Source organism: Floccifex sp. (genome assembly GCF_051873555.1).
Lineage (GTDB): Bacteria > Bacillota_I > Bacilli_A > Erysipelotrichales > Erysipelotrichaceae > Floccifex.
Genome location: NZ_JBJEEY010000157.1, coordinates 1 through 14,503, shown reverse-complemented (window position 1 = coordinate 14,503; position 14,503 = coordinate 1). Strand labels below are relative to the sequence as shown.

Annotated in this window: 14 protein-coding genes and 1 riboswitch; of the genes, 9 read left to right on the top strand and 5 right to left on the bottom strand. The window is 31.9% G+C overall.

Features of this window, described 5'->3' with window-relative positions:
* Positions 1-37: 37 nt before the first annotated feature.
* Complete coding sequence (locus ACI32A_RS08910; protein ID WP_439754707.1) at positions 38-1,249, top strand: bifunctional folylpolyglutamate synthase/dihydrofolate synthase; 1,212 nt, start codon at positions 38-40, stop codon at positions 1,247-1,249.
* The gene (locus tag ACI32A_RS08905; RefSeq protein WP_439754706.1) at positions 1,246-2,928 is read left to right on the top strand and encodes a DUF2325 domain-containing protein; all 1,683 of its coding nucleotides are present in this window, start codon (positions 1,246-1,248) and stop codon (positions 2,926-2,928) included. Before ACI32A_RS08910 ends, ACI32A_RS08905 begins: the two co-directional genes overlap by 4 nt.
* Here the strand turns inward: ACI32A_RS08905 and ACI32A_RS08900 are convergent.
* The 4 genes from ACI32A_RS08900 to ACI32A_RS08885 all read right to left on the bottom strand — a co-directional run bounded on the left by ACI32A_RS08900 (position 2,925) and on the right by ACI32A_RS08885 (position 6,977).
* Positions 2,925-3,464 (bottom strand): folate family ECF transporter S component, encoded by a 540-nt coding sequence (locus ACI32A_RS08900; protein WP_439754705.1) that lies wholly within the window; start codon positions 3,462-3,464, stop codon positions 2,925-2,927. The two genes, ACI32A_RS08905 and ACI32A_RS08900, sit on opposite strands and share 4 nt — an antisense overlap.
* Before the next feature lie 56 nt (positions 3,465-3,520).
* Positions 3,521-3,616, bottom strand: a riboswitch (THF riboswitch).
* Positions 3,617-3,642: 26 nt separating this feature from the next.
* Entirely contained in the window at positions 3,643-4,023 is a 381-nt protein-coding gene (locus ACI32A_RS08895; RefSeq protein ID WP_439754704.1) for a hypothetical protein, read from the bottom strand.
* Positions 4,024-4,072: 49 nt separating this feature from the next.
* Positions 4,073-6,247 (bottom strand): anaerobic ribonucleoside-triphosphate reductase, encoded by a 2,175-nt coding sequence (gene nrdD, locus ACI32A_RS08890; RefSeq protein ID WP_439754703.1) that lies wholly within the window; start codon positions 6,245-6,247, stop codon positions 4,073-4,075.
* A 133-nt stretch (positions 6,248-6,380) separates the two neighbouring features.
* Positions 6,381-6,977, bottom strand: a complete 597-nt coding sequence (locus ACI32A_RS08885; RefSeq protein ID WP_439754702.1) for a LexA family protein — start codon at positions 6,975-6,977, stop codon at positions 6,381-6,383.
* 92 nt (positions 6,978-7,069) lie between these two features.
* Between ACI32A_RS08885 and ACI32A_RS08880 the strand changes: the two genes are divergently transcribed.
* The 4 genes from ACI32A_RS08880 to ACI32A_RS08865 all read left to right on the top strand — a co-directional run bounded on the left by ACI32A_RS08880 (position 7,070) and on the right by ACI32A_RS08865 (position 10,123).
* Positions 7,070-7,321, top strand: coding sequence for a hypothetical protein (locus ACI32A_RS08880; protein ID WP_439754701.1), 252 nt, complete (start codon positions 7,070-7,072; stop codon positions 7,319-7,321).
* 21 nt (positions 7,322-7,342) lie between these two features.
* On the top strand, positions 7,343-7,993 hold the full coding sequence (gene ispD, locus ACI32A_RS08875) for a 2-C-methyl-D-erythritol 4-phosphate cytidylyltransferase (protein ID WP_439754700.1): 651 nt from the start codon (positions 7,343-7,345) through the stop codon (positions 7,991-7,993).
* Between the two features lies 1 nt (position 7,994).
* Positions 7,995-8,423: a hypothetical protein gene (locus tag ACI32A_RS08870; RefSeq protein WP_439754699.1), complete on the top strand. Its 429-nt coding sequence runs from the start codon at positions 7,995-7,997 to the stop codon at positions 8,421-8,423.
* A gap of 74 nt (positions 8,424-8,497) precedes the next feature.
* Positions 8,498-10,123, top strand: a complete 1,626-nt coding sequence (locus ACI32A_RS08865; protein ID WP_439754698.1) for a hypothetical protein — start codon at positions 8,498-8,500, stop codon at positions 10,121-10,123.
* Positions 10,124-10,158: 35 nt separating this feature from the next.
* Here ACI32A_RS08865 and ACI32A_RS08860 read toward each other — a convergent pair whose 3' ends face one another.
* Entirely contained in the window at positions 10,159-10,641 is a 483-nt protein-coding gene (locus tag ACI32A_RS08860; RefSeq protein WP_439754697.1) for a peptidylprolyl isomerase, read from the bottom strand.
* 69 nt (positions 10,642-10,710) lie between these two features.
* Here ACI32A_RS08860 and ACI32A_RS08855 point away from each other — a divergent pair, with 69 nt between their 5' ends.
* From ACI32A_RS08855 to ACI32A_RS08845, 3 genes are read left to right on the top strand one after another with little or no spacing between them, the layout of a single operon-like run.
* Complete coding sequence (locus ACI32A_RS08855; protein ID WP_439754696.1) at positions 10,711-11,460, top strand: hypothetical protein; 750 nt, start codon at positions 10,711-10,713, stop codon at positions 11,458-11,460.
* A complete protein-coding gene (gene recG / locus ACI32A_RS08850; RefSeq protein WP_439754695.1) occupies positions 11,450-13,429 on the top strand; it encodes an ATP-dependent DNA helicase RecG in 1,980 nt (659 codons plus the stop codon). The genes ACI32A_RS08855 and recG overlap by 11 nt, the downstream gene beginning before the upstream one ends.
* Positions 13,430-13,438: 9 nt before the next feature.
* On the top strand, positions 13,439-14,233 hold the full coding sequence (locus ACI32A_RS08845; protein WP_439754694.1) for a hypothetical protein: 795 nt from the start codon (positions 13,439-13,441) through the stop codon (positions 14,231-14,233).
* Positions 14,234-14,503 lie beyond the last annotated feature (270 nt).

Sequence of the window (14,503 nt, the reverse complement as noted above, 5' to 3'; positions counted from 1 at the left end):
TTTACCTTATTTTGATGGAAAGTGATATACTATTGCCATGGATTATAAACAAGCAATGGATTTTCTGCAAAAAGGTCATGTCTTTGGATTGGATTCCATTTCTTTGAATGCGTTTAGACAATATATGGATGACAAACATAATTTTCAGAAACGACTAAAGTGTATTCATGTAACGGGAACCAATGGAAAAGGGTCAACAAGCTATGCCATGGAACAAATTCTTATGGAAGCTGGTTATCGGATTGGAGTGTATTCTTCTCCTTGTATGGAATCGGATTTTGATTCCATTCGAATCAATGGAAAACGCATTTCAAAAGAAAAATATGAAACGTATATAGATGCATATTTTGAAGAATGGAAAGACTATGGATTGTCGAGTTTTGAAGCCGATGTCTTTGTTTCGTTTTTATATTTTTTAGAAAAGAAAGTGGATTTTGCGATTTATGAAGTTGGTATGGGTGGAATCGATGATGCGACCAATGTGATTGATTCGATTTTATCAATAATCACCAATATTGGCTTAGATCACTGTGATTATTTAGGAAATAGTTATGAAGAAATTGCTTTAAAGAAAGCAGGCATTGTTAAGAATCATTCTATGTTGATGACTGGAGAAAGAAAACAAGAGTGTTTAGATGTTTTTAAAAGTGTTTGTCAGTTTAAACAAAGTATTTTTCGTTTAGCACAAGAAGGAAATGGATTTGTGGATTCTTGTCTTCATTTGAATGTACTTTCTTATCATGATATTCAAGTACCGACGCTTGCTTTGTATCAAATTCAAAATCTTTCTTTGGCAATTCAGGCATTGGAATGGTTAAAAGAAAATCGTGTTTTAACTTTTGATGAAATGGATATTCGAAATGGTTTATCTCATTTTCATTGGAAAGGACGATTTGAAATTGTATCAAGGGATCCTTTTATTATTTTAGATGGAGCACATAATGTAGAAGGAATCAAAGAAGTAGTTTATTCTTGTCAGAATATTCCCAATTTAAAAATTTTATTTAGTGCTTTAAAAGATAAGCCATATGATGCTATGTTAACAGAATTAGAAAAGATTTCAAATTCGATTTTTGTATGTGAATTTGAGCATATTCGAAAAGCCAATGCACAGTGTTTTTTAAATCATAATGTGTCTTTGATTTCAAATTATGAAGATTTTATTCAAAAAAATAGAGATTCTTTATTAATTTGTGGATCGCTTTATTTTATTTCTCGTGTTCGAAAATTTATTATGGAGAGACTATGAAAATTGATACTTTTTTTGAAAAAATCACAAATGAGTTGAAGTGTTCAATTCAATTGAATAAACAACAAGATAAAATGTATAGAGACTGGTTTGACATTGAAGATGAAAATCAGACAATGCGTAGAATTCTTTTTTGGCGTTTGAATGAAAAGCTTAAAGAGGATTATGAAGTGATCGGAAAACCAGATTCTATGCTGGATTTATTGATAATTTATAATGTTTTTTGTTTAGTGGATGAAAAACGAATTTCTGAAGATTTGATTATGAAATATCATGATCAGTTTTGTTTTTATTTTGATCGATTTGGATTTTATAAAAAAGAATTGTATGAAAATGTAAAAGTAAAAGATGTATTGGAAAGCATAAATGATGAAATAATAGAAATAGGATGGACGCATGGTTATACGCCAATGGATTGTTACTATACAATGCGTCAAAAAGCTCTTTTAAAAGTTGTATTTCAAGATTCTTTGATTCGAAAACAATTTATAAAAGAATGTGAAAAAGAATTGTCTGAATTATTAGGTGTAAAAAATTATAAAATAATAGGATTGAAAACTTTATCTAGATTCATGGAAAAAGTGTGGAAAAGAGATAAGTTTGATTCTTTTACTAAAGTCGATCATCGCATTGCGATTCATGTTTTTCTTCTTATGTGTTTGTTAGAACCGCTTACCATTTCTTTATATTCTTGTTATTTTTCTTTTATTTTAGAAAAAATGTTAGATATAGAAAGAGAAGAAAATCAAGATTACAGGGCTTCTCTCTATTTTAAAAATGGATCGTATGTTAATATGGATGCCATTATAAAATATATTGAAGAATCAGATGAAGAATGGGAGAGTTTAAAGATTTTTCATATTGCCATTGATAGTGAAAAAAATAGAGATTGTTATTTGAATTCGATGTTTTCTTTGTGTCAGCAGATTCAAAATAATAGAGAGGAAATTGAATTTAATATAAATATTGGATATAAAAAAAATGAATGGAAGAAAAAAAGTTTAAAGGAACAGGCAGAAATTGTCATTGCATTGAATTTGCATTATAGATGGATTCGTGAAGTGGATTCTTATAGAGATTGGTATGATGGGCAAATTCAAGAAATAAAAATTGTAGAGAATAAACAAGAAGTAATAGAAAATAAAGAAGAAGTAGTTGTTAGAGAAGTGGATTCAGTTAAGGAATTAAAAAGACAAATTCAATTTTTGAATCAGAAAAATAGAGAATTAAAAAAAGAAAATTATGCTTTGAAAAATCAAAATATAGAAAATGTAGAATCAAATTCTTTAACAAATGAAGAAAAAGATGAATTGAATCATTTACGTCAATTTGTTTTTCAGGTTAGTCAAGAAGAAAATCAAATGCAAGATTTATCGAAAGATTGGATTGGTTCTGTTGATTCAATTGTGATTGTTGGAGGGCATTCAACGCTTCAAAGAAAGCTTATGTCAAAATATAATAATATTTTTTGTATAGATGGAAGAAAACGAGTGTCTTTTGATGTGATTGAAAATGCGGATATTGTTTTTTTTCTTTTCGATTTCTTGAGTCATTCGAGTTATTATCAAGGTGTAAATGCTTGTCAAGCATCTCATGTTCCTTTTGGTTATATACAAGGAACGAATTTAGAAAGAGCTGAGCAGCAAATGATTGAAACAATTAAAAAAGAGTTCGTCTAGTGTCTTGGACGAACTCTTGATACGGTTTTGATTACTATAAATAATAAACAGAAATCAATAGGAAAGCGAATAATTTGAATACCAATTCTTCCAATCCATAAAGCATAGAATGTATTTCCGTATAACATGCTTAGCCAAAGGGGAGTTAGAATTAAATTATTGATGCATGTTACAGATAGTTGTGCACATAAAATGCGTTTCCAGCTGATTTCTTTTTGTTTGTAGAAAAAACATCCAAATAAAAATCCAGCTACAAATTCATTGAGGGCAAAGCCTGGAAAATATGGTCCGGATGGTCGTAAGATGTATTCAATGGTATCGGCTAAGATGCCGGCAATTCCACTTAATACGGGTCCATAATAGAGGCCACATACACCGGTAACAACAGATGAAAATCCAATTTCAAGTACATTGGATACGGCAATGGTAAATTGAGCGATAACGGCTTTTAAGGCCATGAGTAAAGCAGTTCCGGTTAGAGAAGAGACGCTTTTTAGTTCTTTACTGCTTTCTTTAATAGTTTGTACAGAATTCATATAAAAAAACCTCCTTTTCCATTATTGCCTGGAAAAAGAGATTGAATTTTTCCTGCAACAGTGGGAATCGATATGTATATCGCAGCATTTGCTTTCGTCCATTGACAACTCCCTGTTCATATGGCACTATACGCATACATATCTACTCTGTAACACGAACATTATAGAGGAATTCTTTTTAAGATTCAATATCGGGTTTTTGATTGTAGTATTTTTTTACTAAGAATATGATAACAATTCCGAATACCGTTAATAAACTATCTAAAGCTGAGAGTTCATAAATAATGAGATGACGAGCCAATACAAAAATAATGACTTCTAATACGGTATTGATGTCGGTTGTACATAGCATTCGTAAAAATTCGATTCCAATCACAACATTAAATACACTTGTTAGAAATTCGATAAAGTATTCGCCTTCTTGTCCGTGCATCACAAATTCCATAAAGGGTTCATATAAATGGAATATGCTGACTAAAATAGAGAGTAAAACAATGATGGCAACAATGAATTCAAGTATATGACTGAGATGATTTAATTGATTTTTTATTTTTTCCATATATTCTCCTGTAAAAAAGCTATATGACACTTGCATATAGCTTCCTTTTTTATAGATGTAAAACACGTTCTTTGATTTCCTGTGTACGTCCCTGGTTCCAGAATTGTGTTCCAATATAACCACAAGTACGACGCGCTACATTCATTTTTTCCTGGTCGCGGTTATGGCAACATGGGCATTCCCAGACTAATTTGTGGTTTTCGTCTTGTACAATTTGGATTTCTCCTGTATATCCACATACTTGGCAATAATCGCTTTTTGTGTTTAATTCAGCATACATGATGTTGTCATAAATATGTTGCATAATGGCTAAAACAGCATCAATATTATTTTCCATATTTGGAACTTCAACATAACTGATGGCTCCACCTGGAGATAGTTTTTGGAATTGTGCTTCAAATGTCAATTTGTCAAAGGCATTGATTTTTTCTGTTACATGGACATGATAACTATTTGTGATATAGTTTTTGTCTGTAACATTTGGAATGATTCCAAAACGATCTTGTAGTTTTTTTGCAAATTTATAGGTTGTGGATTCCATTGGTGTTCCATATAAACTAAAGTCAATATGTTCCTGAGCTTTCCATTTTGCACATGCATCATTTAAGTGCTGCATGACTTCTAAACCAAATTTTGTTCCTTCTGGTTCTGTATGAGGTACACCTGTCATATAACGAACGCATTCACATAATCCAGCATATCCAAGTGAAATTGTTGAATAGCCGTTGAATAATAATTTATCAATTGGTTCTCCTTTTTTTAAACGAGCCAAAGCACCGTTTTGCCAAAGAATAGGAGCTACATCACTTGGTGTTCCTAATAAGCGTTTATGACGAATCATTAAGGCTTCGTAACAAATTTCTAAGCGCTCATCCATGATTTTCCAGAAATCTTCCATGATTCCTTTTGAAGAACAAGCTACATCCACTAAGTTGATTGTCACAACACCTTGATTGAATCGACCATAGTATTTTGGCTTTTTGTCTTGATCCACATAAGGCGTTAAGAAAGAACGGCATCCCATACAAGGATAACATTGTCCATTTCCGTTTTGATCTACTTTTAATTCCAGCATTTTCTTTTCAGAAATATAATCTGGAACCATGCGCTTGGATGTACATTTTGCAGCTAACTTTGTAAGATACCAATATTTGCTGTCTGGATGAATATTATTTTCTTCTAATACATAAATCAATTTAGGAAAAGCAGGTGTAATCCAGACACCGGCTTCATTTTTAACACCTTTGATTCTTTGTTTTAACATTTCTTCGATAATCAAAGCTAAGTCATCTCTTGTTTGTCCTTCAGGGACTTCATTTAAATACATGAAAACAGTCACAAATGGAGCTTGTCCATTGGTTGTCATTAATGTAATGACCTGGTATTGAATCATTTGTACGCCTTTTTCGATTTCACGGTGTACTCGCATTTCTGCCATGGCATTAATTTTTTCTTCATCAAATGGCATATTTAAAGATTCAAATTCTTCTTTTACTTCTCGACGTGCTTTTTCACGGCTGACTTGTACAAATGGAGCTAAATGAGACAATGTAACACTTTGACCACCATATTGTGAACTTGCGACCTGGGCAATAATTTGTGTGGCAACGTTGCAAGCAGTTGAAAAACTATGTGGCTTTTCAATCATTGTTTCAGAAATGACTGTTCCATTTTGAAGCATGTCTTCTAAATTCACTAGACAGCAATTATGCATGTGCTGTGCAAAATAATCTGAATCATGAAAATGAATTAATCCATTTTCATGGGCATCGATAATATGTTGAGGGAGCAAAAAACGTCGTGTGATATCTTTTGAAACTTCACCGGCCATATAGTCACGTTGTACACTATTGACTAAAGGATTTTTATTGGAGTTTTCTTGTTTAACTTCTTCATTGTTTCTTTCCAGTAAACTTAAAATTTGTTTATCTGTTGAATTGGCTTTACGAACTAAAGCTCTTTCATATCGATATGTGATATAGTTGTGAGCCACCGCAAAATATTTTTCACGCATAATTTCAGTTTCAACCATATCTTGAATTTCTTCTACACTTGGACTTCTTTGTAAAGATTCACATTTTTCCAGGACTTTTTTTGAGATGTTGATGATTTGGGCTTCACTCATTTGAGAATGAGAAGTAGCCTGGTTTGCTTTACGAATCGCATTTTCGATTTTTTTGATATCAAAAACGACTTCTTCTCCACTTCGTTTAATAACTTTCATATAAATACTGCTCCTTTTTTTCTACTGACATCACATTTAGTTGACGTTTCAACTAAATGTGATTATGTATCTGTAGTATAGCCTAAAAAAAGTTGAAACACAATATAGACAACCAACAAATTTTGTGCCTCAACTAAAAATCTCTTCGCGCATAGATTACTTTTCCAATAATTTGTACAGGAAGTTCTTCCACTTCTTTCCAAGTATAAATTTTAGGTTCTACATCTTTGTTAGCGGCTTCTAAAATTAAATACTTATCTTTTTTAATAATGCGTTTAACAGTCACTTCTTCTTTTTCAATTAAAACGATGGCAATCGTGTTAGAAGGAACATCTTGTACGGATTTCACAAATAATAAATCCTGATCATGGATTTTTGCCTGAATCATTGAATTTCCTTCGACTCTTAAAAAATAATCTCCTTGTTCATATTCGGCTTCACTGACAGGTAAATATCCTTCAATATTTTCTTGTGCAAATAAACCATAACCGGCTTTTACGATTCCTAAAATTGGTTTTTCAAAAGAAAATTGAGCAATCTTTGTCATTTGTTCAAAATCAATTCCAATCAAAGAAGAAAGTTTTTGCAGTGTTTCAGAACTGATTTTTTTGATTTGTCCATTGCACCAGCGAGAAACAGTTGATTTTGTGACACCTATTTGCTGGGCAATGAAATCATTAGTGACATGTGTTTGTCGTTTGTATTCTAATAATATTTGTTGTATATTCATGTTTTTATTGTATCACAATGAAACATTTATGCAATTTTATTTTGAAGTTGCGTAAAAGTTGCGTGTATTCTATAATGAAGTTGGGTGATTCTATGTTGTTTAAATATTATATTGATGTAGTTACCATGATTCAACAAGATGGTCAATTGGTTCCTTTGTTTGTGAAATGGAAGGATCAGTTATATAAAGTGGATAAAATTCTACAAGTATGTGATAAGTTTTCATTGGCTGGGGGATGTGGAAAATGTTACCAGTGTGCTTTTGGAAATCAGATTCGAAACTTATACTGGGAAAAAGATCGATGGTTTCTGGAATCTCATGTTTTTTGTCCCGATGTATCATAAATCTGATATAATGGATTTGTTATGAATTATAGTGTATGTATCATGGCGGCTGGTATGGGTAGTCGCACAAAATTAAATTATAATAAAGTTTTTTATCATTTGAATGAAGAGGAAATGATATTGGATCGTTGTTTGTCTTTGTTTCTGGAAGATGAAGATTGTTTGCAGATTATTATTGTTTGTGCATCTCATGAAATGGATTTTATTGCGCAGCGATATAAGGATTTGAAGAAAGTGGAAGTAGCCATCGGTGGAAGTACGCGACAGGAAAGTGTATATAATGGTCTTCAAAAAGTAACGAGTCCTTATGTTTTTATTCACGATGGGGCGCGTCCATATGTAAAGAAAGAAAATCTGGAGTCTTTAAAAGAAACATTACAAACAGAAGATGCTTGTTTGTTGATGATTGAAAGTGTAGATACGTCTAAAATTGTTGTGGATGGATATGTAAAGGAAACGTTAACGCGTTCTATGGTTTATAATGCACAAACACCACAGTGTTTTAAAACGGATTTATTAAAGTCTTGTCAGGAAAAGGCACGTTTAGATGGACGTATTGGAACGGATGATGCTCAGTTAGTAGAATGGTATTCAGATGTAAAAATTAAAATGGTTCCTGGTGATCCACAAAACCGTAAAATTACGCATCCCAAGGATTTAGTGAGGGAATGATATGGAATATTCGGCTTTATTATTTGGAATGAATTCTTCCATACAGCTGTTTCTAGAAGACAATGATTGTAAACAGATTGTTTTATGTTTGCCTGAACAAGAATTAGGACAAGTCACTCCTTGTGCAAAAACAATTTATGTGAAAATGTCAGATAAACCATATGTGACTTTATTATCGGGATTAAAAGCAGTTTTTGAAGAAAATGTTTTAGTGATTTATAGTGAAGTTTCATCCGATATTTTAAAACAAGTAAAAGAGGAATTGTCTTTGTATCCGGCTATTTATTATAGTGAAAATATTCAGGCTTTTGATACAAGATTGGTAATGTTTTGTCTTCAAGTTGCCATTGAATCAAATTTTGCGATTTCTTCGTATTCTCAAGCAGTAGAAGCTTTAGGGTCTACGCCTTTGAAAATTCTAAAAAAATAACACATATTTATAAAAAGAAATCTATTTTTTGACTTTGTATTGATATAAAGTATAGAAGAAAGGATATAGAGTTTATGATATTTCGAAAACCAGATTTACCAATTCTTCGAATTAGTAAAGTAAAAGCATTGATTGTTTATTTTATTGTTTTAGGAATTGCGTATTATTTTATGTTGCCACCATTGAATTGGCATTCACCTGCTTTCTGGTCATTTTTTACACCAGCTATTTTAATTTTTTTAGTGATTGTGACTATGTTTTCTAGTGAAGGTGTTCATGCACCAAAGCGTCCAGTCGTGATTTTTGGCATTTTAATTATTTTGGCGCCGACTGTATTGGGCTTTATTGGAATGCGTATTTTTCATTCTGGGGAATATGCAACTCGTATTGATGTAGAAAAAACAGAGTTTAACACCATAGGAGAAGTTGATTTCACAAAAACAGCTATTATTGATCGAGATACAACACAAGCTTTGGGAGATCGTGTTATGGGTCAAATGTCAGACTGGGTTTCTCAGTTTGAAGTCAGCAATGAATATACTCAAATTTCTTATAAAGACAGTGTCTATCGTGTTACACCTTTGGAATATGCAGATTTCTTTAAGTGGTGGGCAAATAAAGCAGAAGGAATTCCAGCTTATATCACTGTGGATTCAACCGATGGAACTGCTAAGCTGGTTCGTTTAAAAGATATTGGCTTAGATAATATGAAATATGTTCCTTCTAGTTTATTCAATAAGAATTTGATGCGTCATTTGCGTTTTCAGTATCCATTTGAAATTTTTGGTTCTCCTTCTTTTGAAATCGATGAAGATGGACATCCATGGTATGTTTGTTCTACTTATTCTTATAAATTAGTTGGAAATAAAAAATATGTAACGGGTGCTATTTTTATGGATCCGATTACAGGAGAAAGTAAAAAATATGATTTAAAATCAGTGCCTACTTGGGCAGATCGAATTTTTCCTGAGGCGTTAGTTATTGAAGAAATTGATGATTATGGGTCTCTTCAAAAAGGGTTTATTAATTCCATCATTGGTCAAAAAGGTGTCATTAAATCCAGCAGTGGATATAATTATATTGAAAAAGATGGAGATATCTGGCTTTATACAGGTGTAACCAGTGCAAATTCGGATTCCAGTAATTTAGGTTTTATTTTGGTGAATTTAAGAACGCATGAAGCATTGCGAATTGATGCACCAGGGGCTAATGAAACCAGTGCTATGAAATCGGCAGAAGACGAAGTACAGAATTATGGATATAAAGCAACATTCCCAGTTCTTGTCAATGTGAATGGGCAGCCCACTTATTTAATGTCTTTGCGTGCGGATACAAGTAATTCTTCTCAGAGTGTATTAAAGATGTATGCGATGGTTGATGCAACAGATTATCAAAAAGTCGCTACAGTAAGTGTAGACCAGGGATTGAATGTATTAAAGAAGCAGATGATTGCTTTGCAGGGTGTTTCTTCAAGTGATGAAGTGGTGTATGAAAAGAAAACAATTACGGTTTCGAATTTGAATAAAGTATCTGTAGAAGGAAATACGATTTATTATTTTGAAGATGAAGATGGTAAAAAATATCGTATGGATTTCACAACAAAATTTGAGGAGCAATTGGCTTTTCTACAGAATGGGGATTCTATTTCCATTGAGTATTTGGAATCCGATGGTATTCAATTGGTGAATTCAATTGAATAAAAAAGCGGGAATCGATTTTTTCGATTCCCTGATTTTTATTTTAGACGAATGGATTTCATGACTTGTGGTGTTCTTGGTTTGTCTCTGAAATCAGTTTTTACATTGGCAATTTGGTCCACAACTTCCATTCCTTTTGTGACTTTACCAAAAGCAGCATATTGTCCATCCAAGTGAGGAGCGTCTTGATGCATGATAAAGAATTGAGAACTGGCTGAGTTTGGATCCATTGTGCGTGCCATGGATAATACGCCACGTGTATGTTTTAATGTGTTTTTGAATCCATTGGCATCGAATTCTCCTTTAATTGTTTCTTTGGAACCACCTGTTCCATTTCCTTTTGGATCGCCTCCCTGAATCATGAATCCAGGAATGACACGATGAAAAATGATGCCATCATAGAATTTTTCATTAATTAGTTTTACAAAGTTTTCAACGGTTTTAGGGGCAATGGCTGGATATAACTCGGCTTCAATTATATTTCCATCTTCCATAGTAATGATTATATCAATTGTTTTCATATATTTCCTCCGGTGTTTATTGTATCAGAAATGGAGTGAATTGTGCTACAATTATGCTGAGGTGATACAATGAATCGTTTAAAATCGATTTCTATTAAATCAATTCTTTTGCCTTTGTGTTATTTATTGTTGTCAAGTTTAATATATAGTTCTGTATTTTTGTTTGGAGCAATTGTCACGGATGGAATTTTGAATTTCATTTTTGAAATTTTGATGGGATTGGTTTCGAGTATTGGTTTTTATTGGCTTTGTACAAAAATCTGGCAAGAAGGAAAAATAGATAAAGTTATTTTATTAAAGGTGTTATCACTGGAATTGTTGTATATGTTTATTGCATTAGTGATTCTTGAGCCTTTATCTCAAATAGATTCTGTGATTGGACAAGTTATTGGCTTGTTGTTTATGGTTTCTTTAATTCCTTTTCAGTTGTTGTATTTTTATGCTTTAGTAAAAGATTGTCTGACTTTTAAATCGATTTTTTCTTTTATTTTTTCTGTTTTAAAAAAACATAATCGTACCATTATCAATAAATTTATCATTTGTTTTTTGATTGTTGTTTTTATGGAAACTATGACATCAGGAATGATGAGCATATCAGGAGGCTTTAATACATGTTCTCTTGCTTATATGCAATTATTATATGGAAATCCATTGATCAGTGCTGTGATGTATTCATTTTTTTCAGTGGCTTTTCAAGTATCTTTTAATGAAGTATTTCTATATGTCTTAATGCATTTGTTTTTAGCATTTTGTTACGGATTAATTGATGTGAATTATATTTTATTTATAAAACGAAAGAGTAATGCAGATGAAACTTGAGGAAATGAAATGCACAAAGCGTCGCATTGAATTATTAAATCGTATGAATATTTATAGTGTAGAAGAATTATTGAAGACATATCCCATTCGATATGAAATGATTCAATCTACACCTTTTTTACAATGGAAAGAACAAGACAATATTTGTTTTGAAGGATTGATTTGTAATCAGGCACAAGTTATTCACTTGGGGAAAAATCGTTCCATGACAAAATTTAAAGTCATTAGCTGGGATGAAGAATTAGAAATTACTTTATTTAATCGTCCATGGGCTTCACAATTTCGTTTTGGGAAAAAAATAACAATTTTTGGCATTTATCAGGGGAATTATAAGGTAATGGCTTCAAATTATAATTTAAAGCCATTAAAGGAACAAATAGGTTTGCATCCTGTTTATAGTTTAACAGAGGGATTAAAACAAAATGAGATGCGGGACATAATCAAAAAAGCATTAAATTATGTAGATGTTTTAGAAGATGTTGTTCCAGAACGCTATCGACTAGCTTATCATTTGTTGCCAAAGAAACAAGCTATGCAGTGGATTCATTGTCCACAATCGAAACAAGAAATTGAAAAGGCATTACGTACTTTGAAATATGAAGAATTTTTATGTTTTCAATGTGTAATGCAAGGCGTATCGAGTCAGCAGCTTCAAACAGAATTTAAAATTCCTCGTAAATTTAGTGACCAGAAAATTAAGGAATGGATGGCCTCACTTCCTTATGAACTCACATTAGACCAGAAAAAAGGAATACAAGAAATCTTAGCGGACATGAAATCCAATCGTATAATGTTTCGCTTAGTACAAGGGGATGTAGGTTGTGGAAAAACGATGGTTGCCATTGCGGCTTTATATGCATGTGTATTATCGGGTTATCAAGCTGTATTTTTGGCTCCAACAGAAATATTGGCACATCAGCACTATGAAAATTTAAAGAAACAGAATTTACCTGTTTCTTATTATGTTTCTTCTTTGAACGCAAAACAAAAAAAAGAAATATTAACGGGATTAAAAGAAGGTAGTCTTCCATTAGTAGTGGGGACCCATGCTTTATTTCAGGAAAGTGTTACTTTTTCTTCTTTGGGACTGGTTATTATAGATGAGCAACAACGTTTTGGTGTTAAACAAAGACGTGCTTTATTAGAAAAAGGAGAGAATGTAGATTTTCTTATGATGTCTGCAACACCAATTCCAAGAACGTATGCCCATTTTTTGTTCGGAGATATGGATATCACAAATATTAAACAAATGCCACCTGGCAGAAAACCAGTTTGTACAAAATATATTAAAGGAAAGAGTATGTCGCCTGTTTTGCCTGAGATTTTAGAAGGAATTGAGAAGGGAAGACAAGTCTATGTTGTTTGTCCGGCAATTGAAGAAAATGATCCAAGTATGCGAAATGCGATTTCTATATATAATGGAATGAAATCTTCTTTAAAATCTGTTCGAATTGGTTTGTTGCATGGAAAAATGAAAAAAGAAGAAAAAGAAAGTGTGATGCGACAATTTGTGAATCATGAACTAGATATTTTAGTGAGTACAACGGTTATAGAAGTAGGTATTGATGTCAGCAATGCCACATATATGGTCATTTATGATGCGCATCGTTTTGGATTGAGTACTTTACATCAATTAAGAGGAAGATGTGCTCGTTCAAGTGAACAAGGACACTGTTATTTATTGAGTACTTCCCAAGATTTACAGGCCATTAATCGTCTTAAAAAACTAGAAACACTTAATGATGGATTCCAAGTCACAGAATTTGATCTTCAATTACGTGGTCCAGGTGATATTCTGGGTATTCGACAAAGTGGTTTACCTAATTTTGTTTTGGGGGATTTAAATAAAGATAAAGTCATAATGGAAGTATGTTTAAAAGATGCAAAAGAAATTTTGGAACGACAAGAAGATGAAGCAATGCTTTCTTTTGTACATAAGGCAGTGGAAAAAGCCGAATATTTTGATTAAAATAAGAATATGAATAAAGAAAAATTAAAAACAAAAATGTATTATTTTATTTCATTGGGTGCTATATGTGTCATTTTGATTTTAATAACGTATATGTTTTTTATAAGAACCATAGAAGTCGATGTCATGGAAGGACTAAATATTGAATATACAAAAGAAAATGGATTGGCAAGTGCCAATGCGACAAATGAAAGTATAGATATTAATCAAAGAACACAAAATTTTATGCAGACTGTCACATATACAATTACACCAAATGAAAATTTATCAAATGGAGATGTAATTCATATAGTTGCTTCATATGATGAAACATTGGCATCTCAATATCATTTTAAGCCGGTGAATGTAGAAAAAGACATTGTGGTCGAAGGATTACACAATCGATTTGCATCTTTAAGCGATATTGAAATAGATTATATTCAATCTATTTTAAAAGAAAGTGATCGTTACATTAATGACAATTCAGATTCAATTTTTGAAATTAATGAACAAAAAGAAGAAGGAAAATTAATCGAAAATAAAAGAGTCTATCAAGTATTCTTAAAATCAAATAGTGCTAAATCAAGTGATCGTGTTCTAGTGATTTACCAGTTATTGTATGAATATGAAAAAGAAATGATTACTTTATACTACACTGTGTCGGTTCCTGAGATTAATGACGGAAATGAAGTAGATACACAAGACATATTTGGCGAAAAAGCGTATTTATCAGAAAATGAGTTGTATCACTTAGATTTTTCTTCTTATATTCAAAGAGTCTATGGAAGTCAATATTCCATTGAAGAAATCAAACTAGAAGAATGACAGAATTCCTGTCATTTTTTTATGTCACTTTGTTTTCACAATTAATATATTGTAAATATTGAATGAAATGATGTAAAAAATAACCAAAATCATGATTTCAAAATATGATAAGATGAATATACAAAAGGAGATACAAACATGTTTAAACTGCGGGATAACTTATAAAACAATTGAATATTATAAGGAGGGTTTTTACAATGAATCAGAATATTAACCAATACCCGCGGCAAATCAAGAATATCTAGAAATTATTGAACAGTTAAGACCGAT

Excerpts from the sequence above, each read along its gene's own strand:
- ACI32A_RS08905 (WP_439754706.1), top strand. The coding sequence starts at position 1,246 with ATGAAAATTGATACTTTTTTTGAAAAAATCACAAATGAGTTGAAGTGT.
- ACI32A_RS08895 (WP_439754704.1), bottom strand. The coding sequence starts at position 4,023 with ATGGAAAAAATAAAAAATCAATTAAATCATCTCAGTCATATACTTGAA.
- ACI32A_RS08880 (WP_439754701.1), top strand. The coding sequence starts at position 7,070 with ATGTTGTTTAAATATTATATTGATGTAGTTACCATGATTCAACAAGAT.
- ACI32A_RS08885 (WP_439754702.1), bottom strand. The coding sequence starts at position 6,977 with ATGAATATACAACAAATATTATTAGAATACAAACGACAAACACATGTC.
- ACI32A_RS08860 (WP_439754697.1), bottom strand. The coding sequence starts at position 10,641 with ATGAAAACAATTGATATAATCATTACTATGGAAGATGGAAATATAATT.
- ACI32A_RS08870 (WP_439754699.1), top strand. The coding sequence starts at position 7,995 with ATGGAATATTCGGCTTTATTATTTGGAATGAATTCTTCCATACAGCTG.
- ispD (WP_439754700.1), top strand. The coding sequence starts at position 7,343 with ATGAATTATAGTGTATGTATCATGGCGGCTGGTATGGGTAGTCGCACA.
- ACI32A_RS08910 (WP_439754707.1), top strand. The coding sequence starts at position 38 with ATGGATTATAAACAAGCAATGGATTTTCTGCAAAAAGGTCATGTCTTT.
- ACI32A_RS08900 (WP_439754705.1), bottom strand. The coding sequence starts at position 3,464 with ATGAATTCTGTACAAACTATTAAAGAAAGCAGTAAAGAACTAAAAAGC.
- nrdD (WP_439754703.1), bottom strand. The coding sequence starts at position 6,247 with ATGAAAGTTATTAAACGAAGTGGAGAAGAAGTCGTTTTTGATATCAAA.
- ACI32A_RS08845 (WP_439754694.1), top strand. The coding sequence starts at position 13,439 with ATGAATAAAGAAAAATTAAAAACAAAAATGTATTATTTTATTTCATTG.
- recG (WP_439754695.1), top strand. The coding sequence starts at position 11,450 with ATGAAACTTGAGGAAATGAAATGCACAAAGCGTCGCATTGAATTATTA.
- ACI32A_RS08855 (WP_439754696.1), top strand. The coding sequence starts at position 10,711 with ATGAATCGTTTAAAATCGATTTCTATTAAATCAATTCTTTTGCCTTTG.
- ACI32A_RS08865 (WP_439754698.1), top strand. The coding sequence starts at position 8,498 with ATGATATTTCGAAAACCAGATTTACCAATTCTTCGAATTAGTAAAGTA.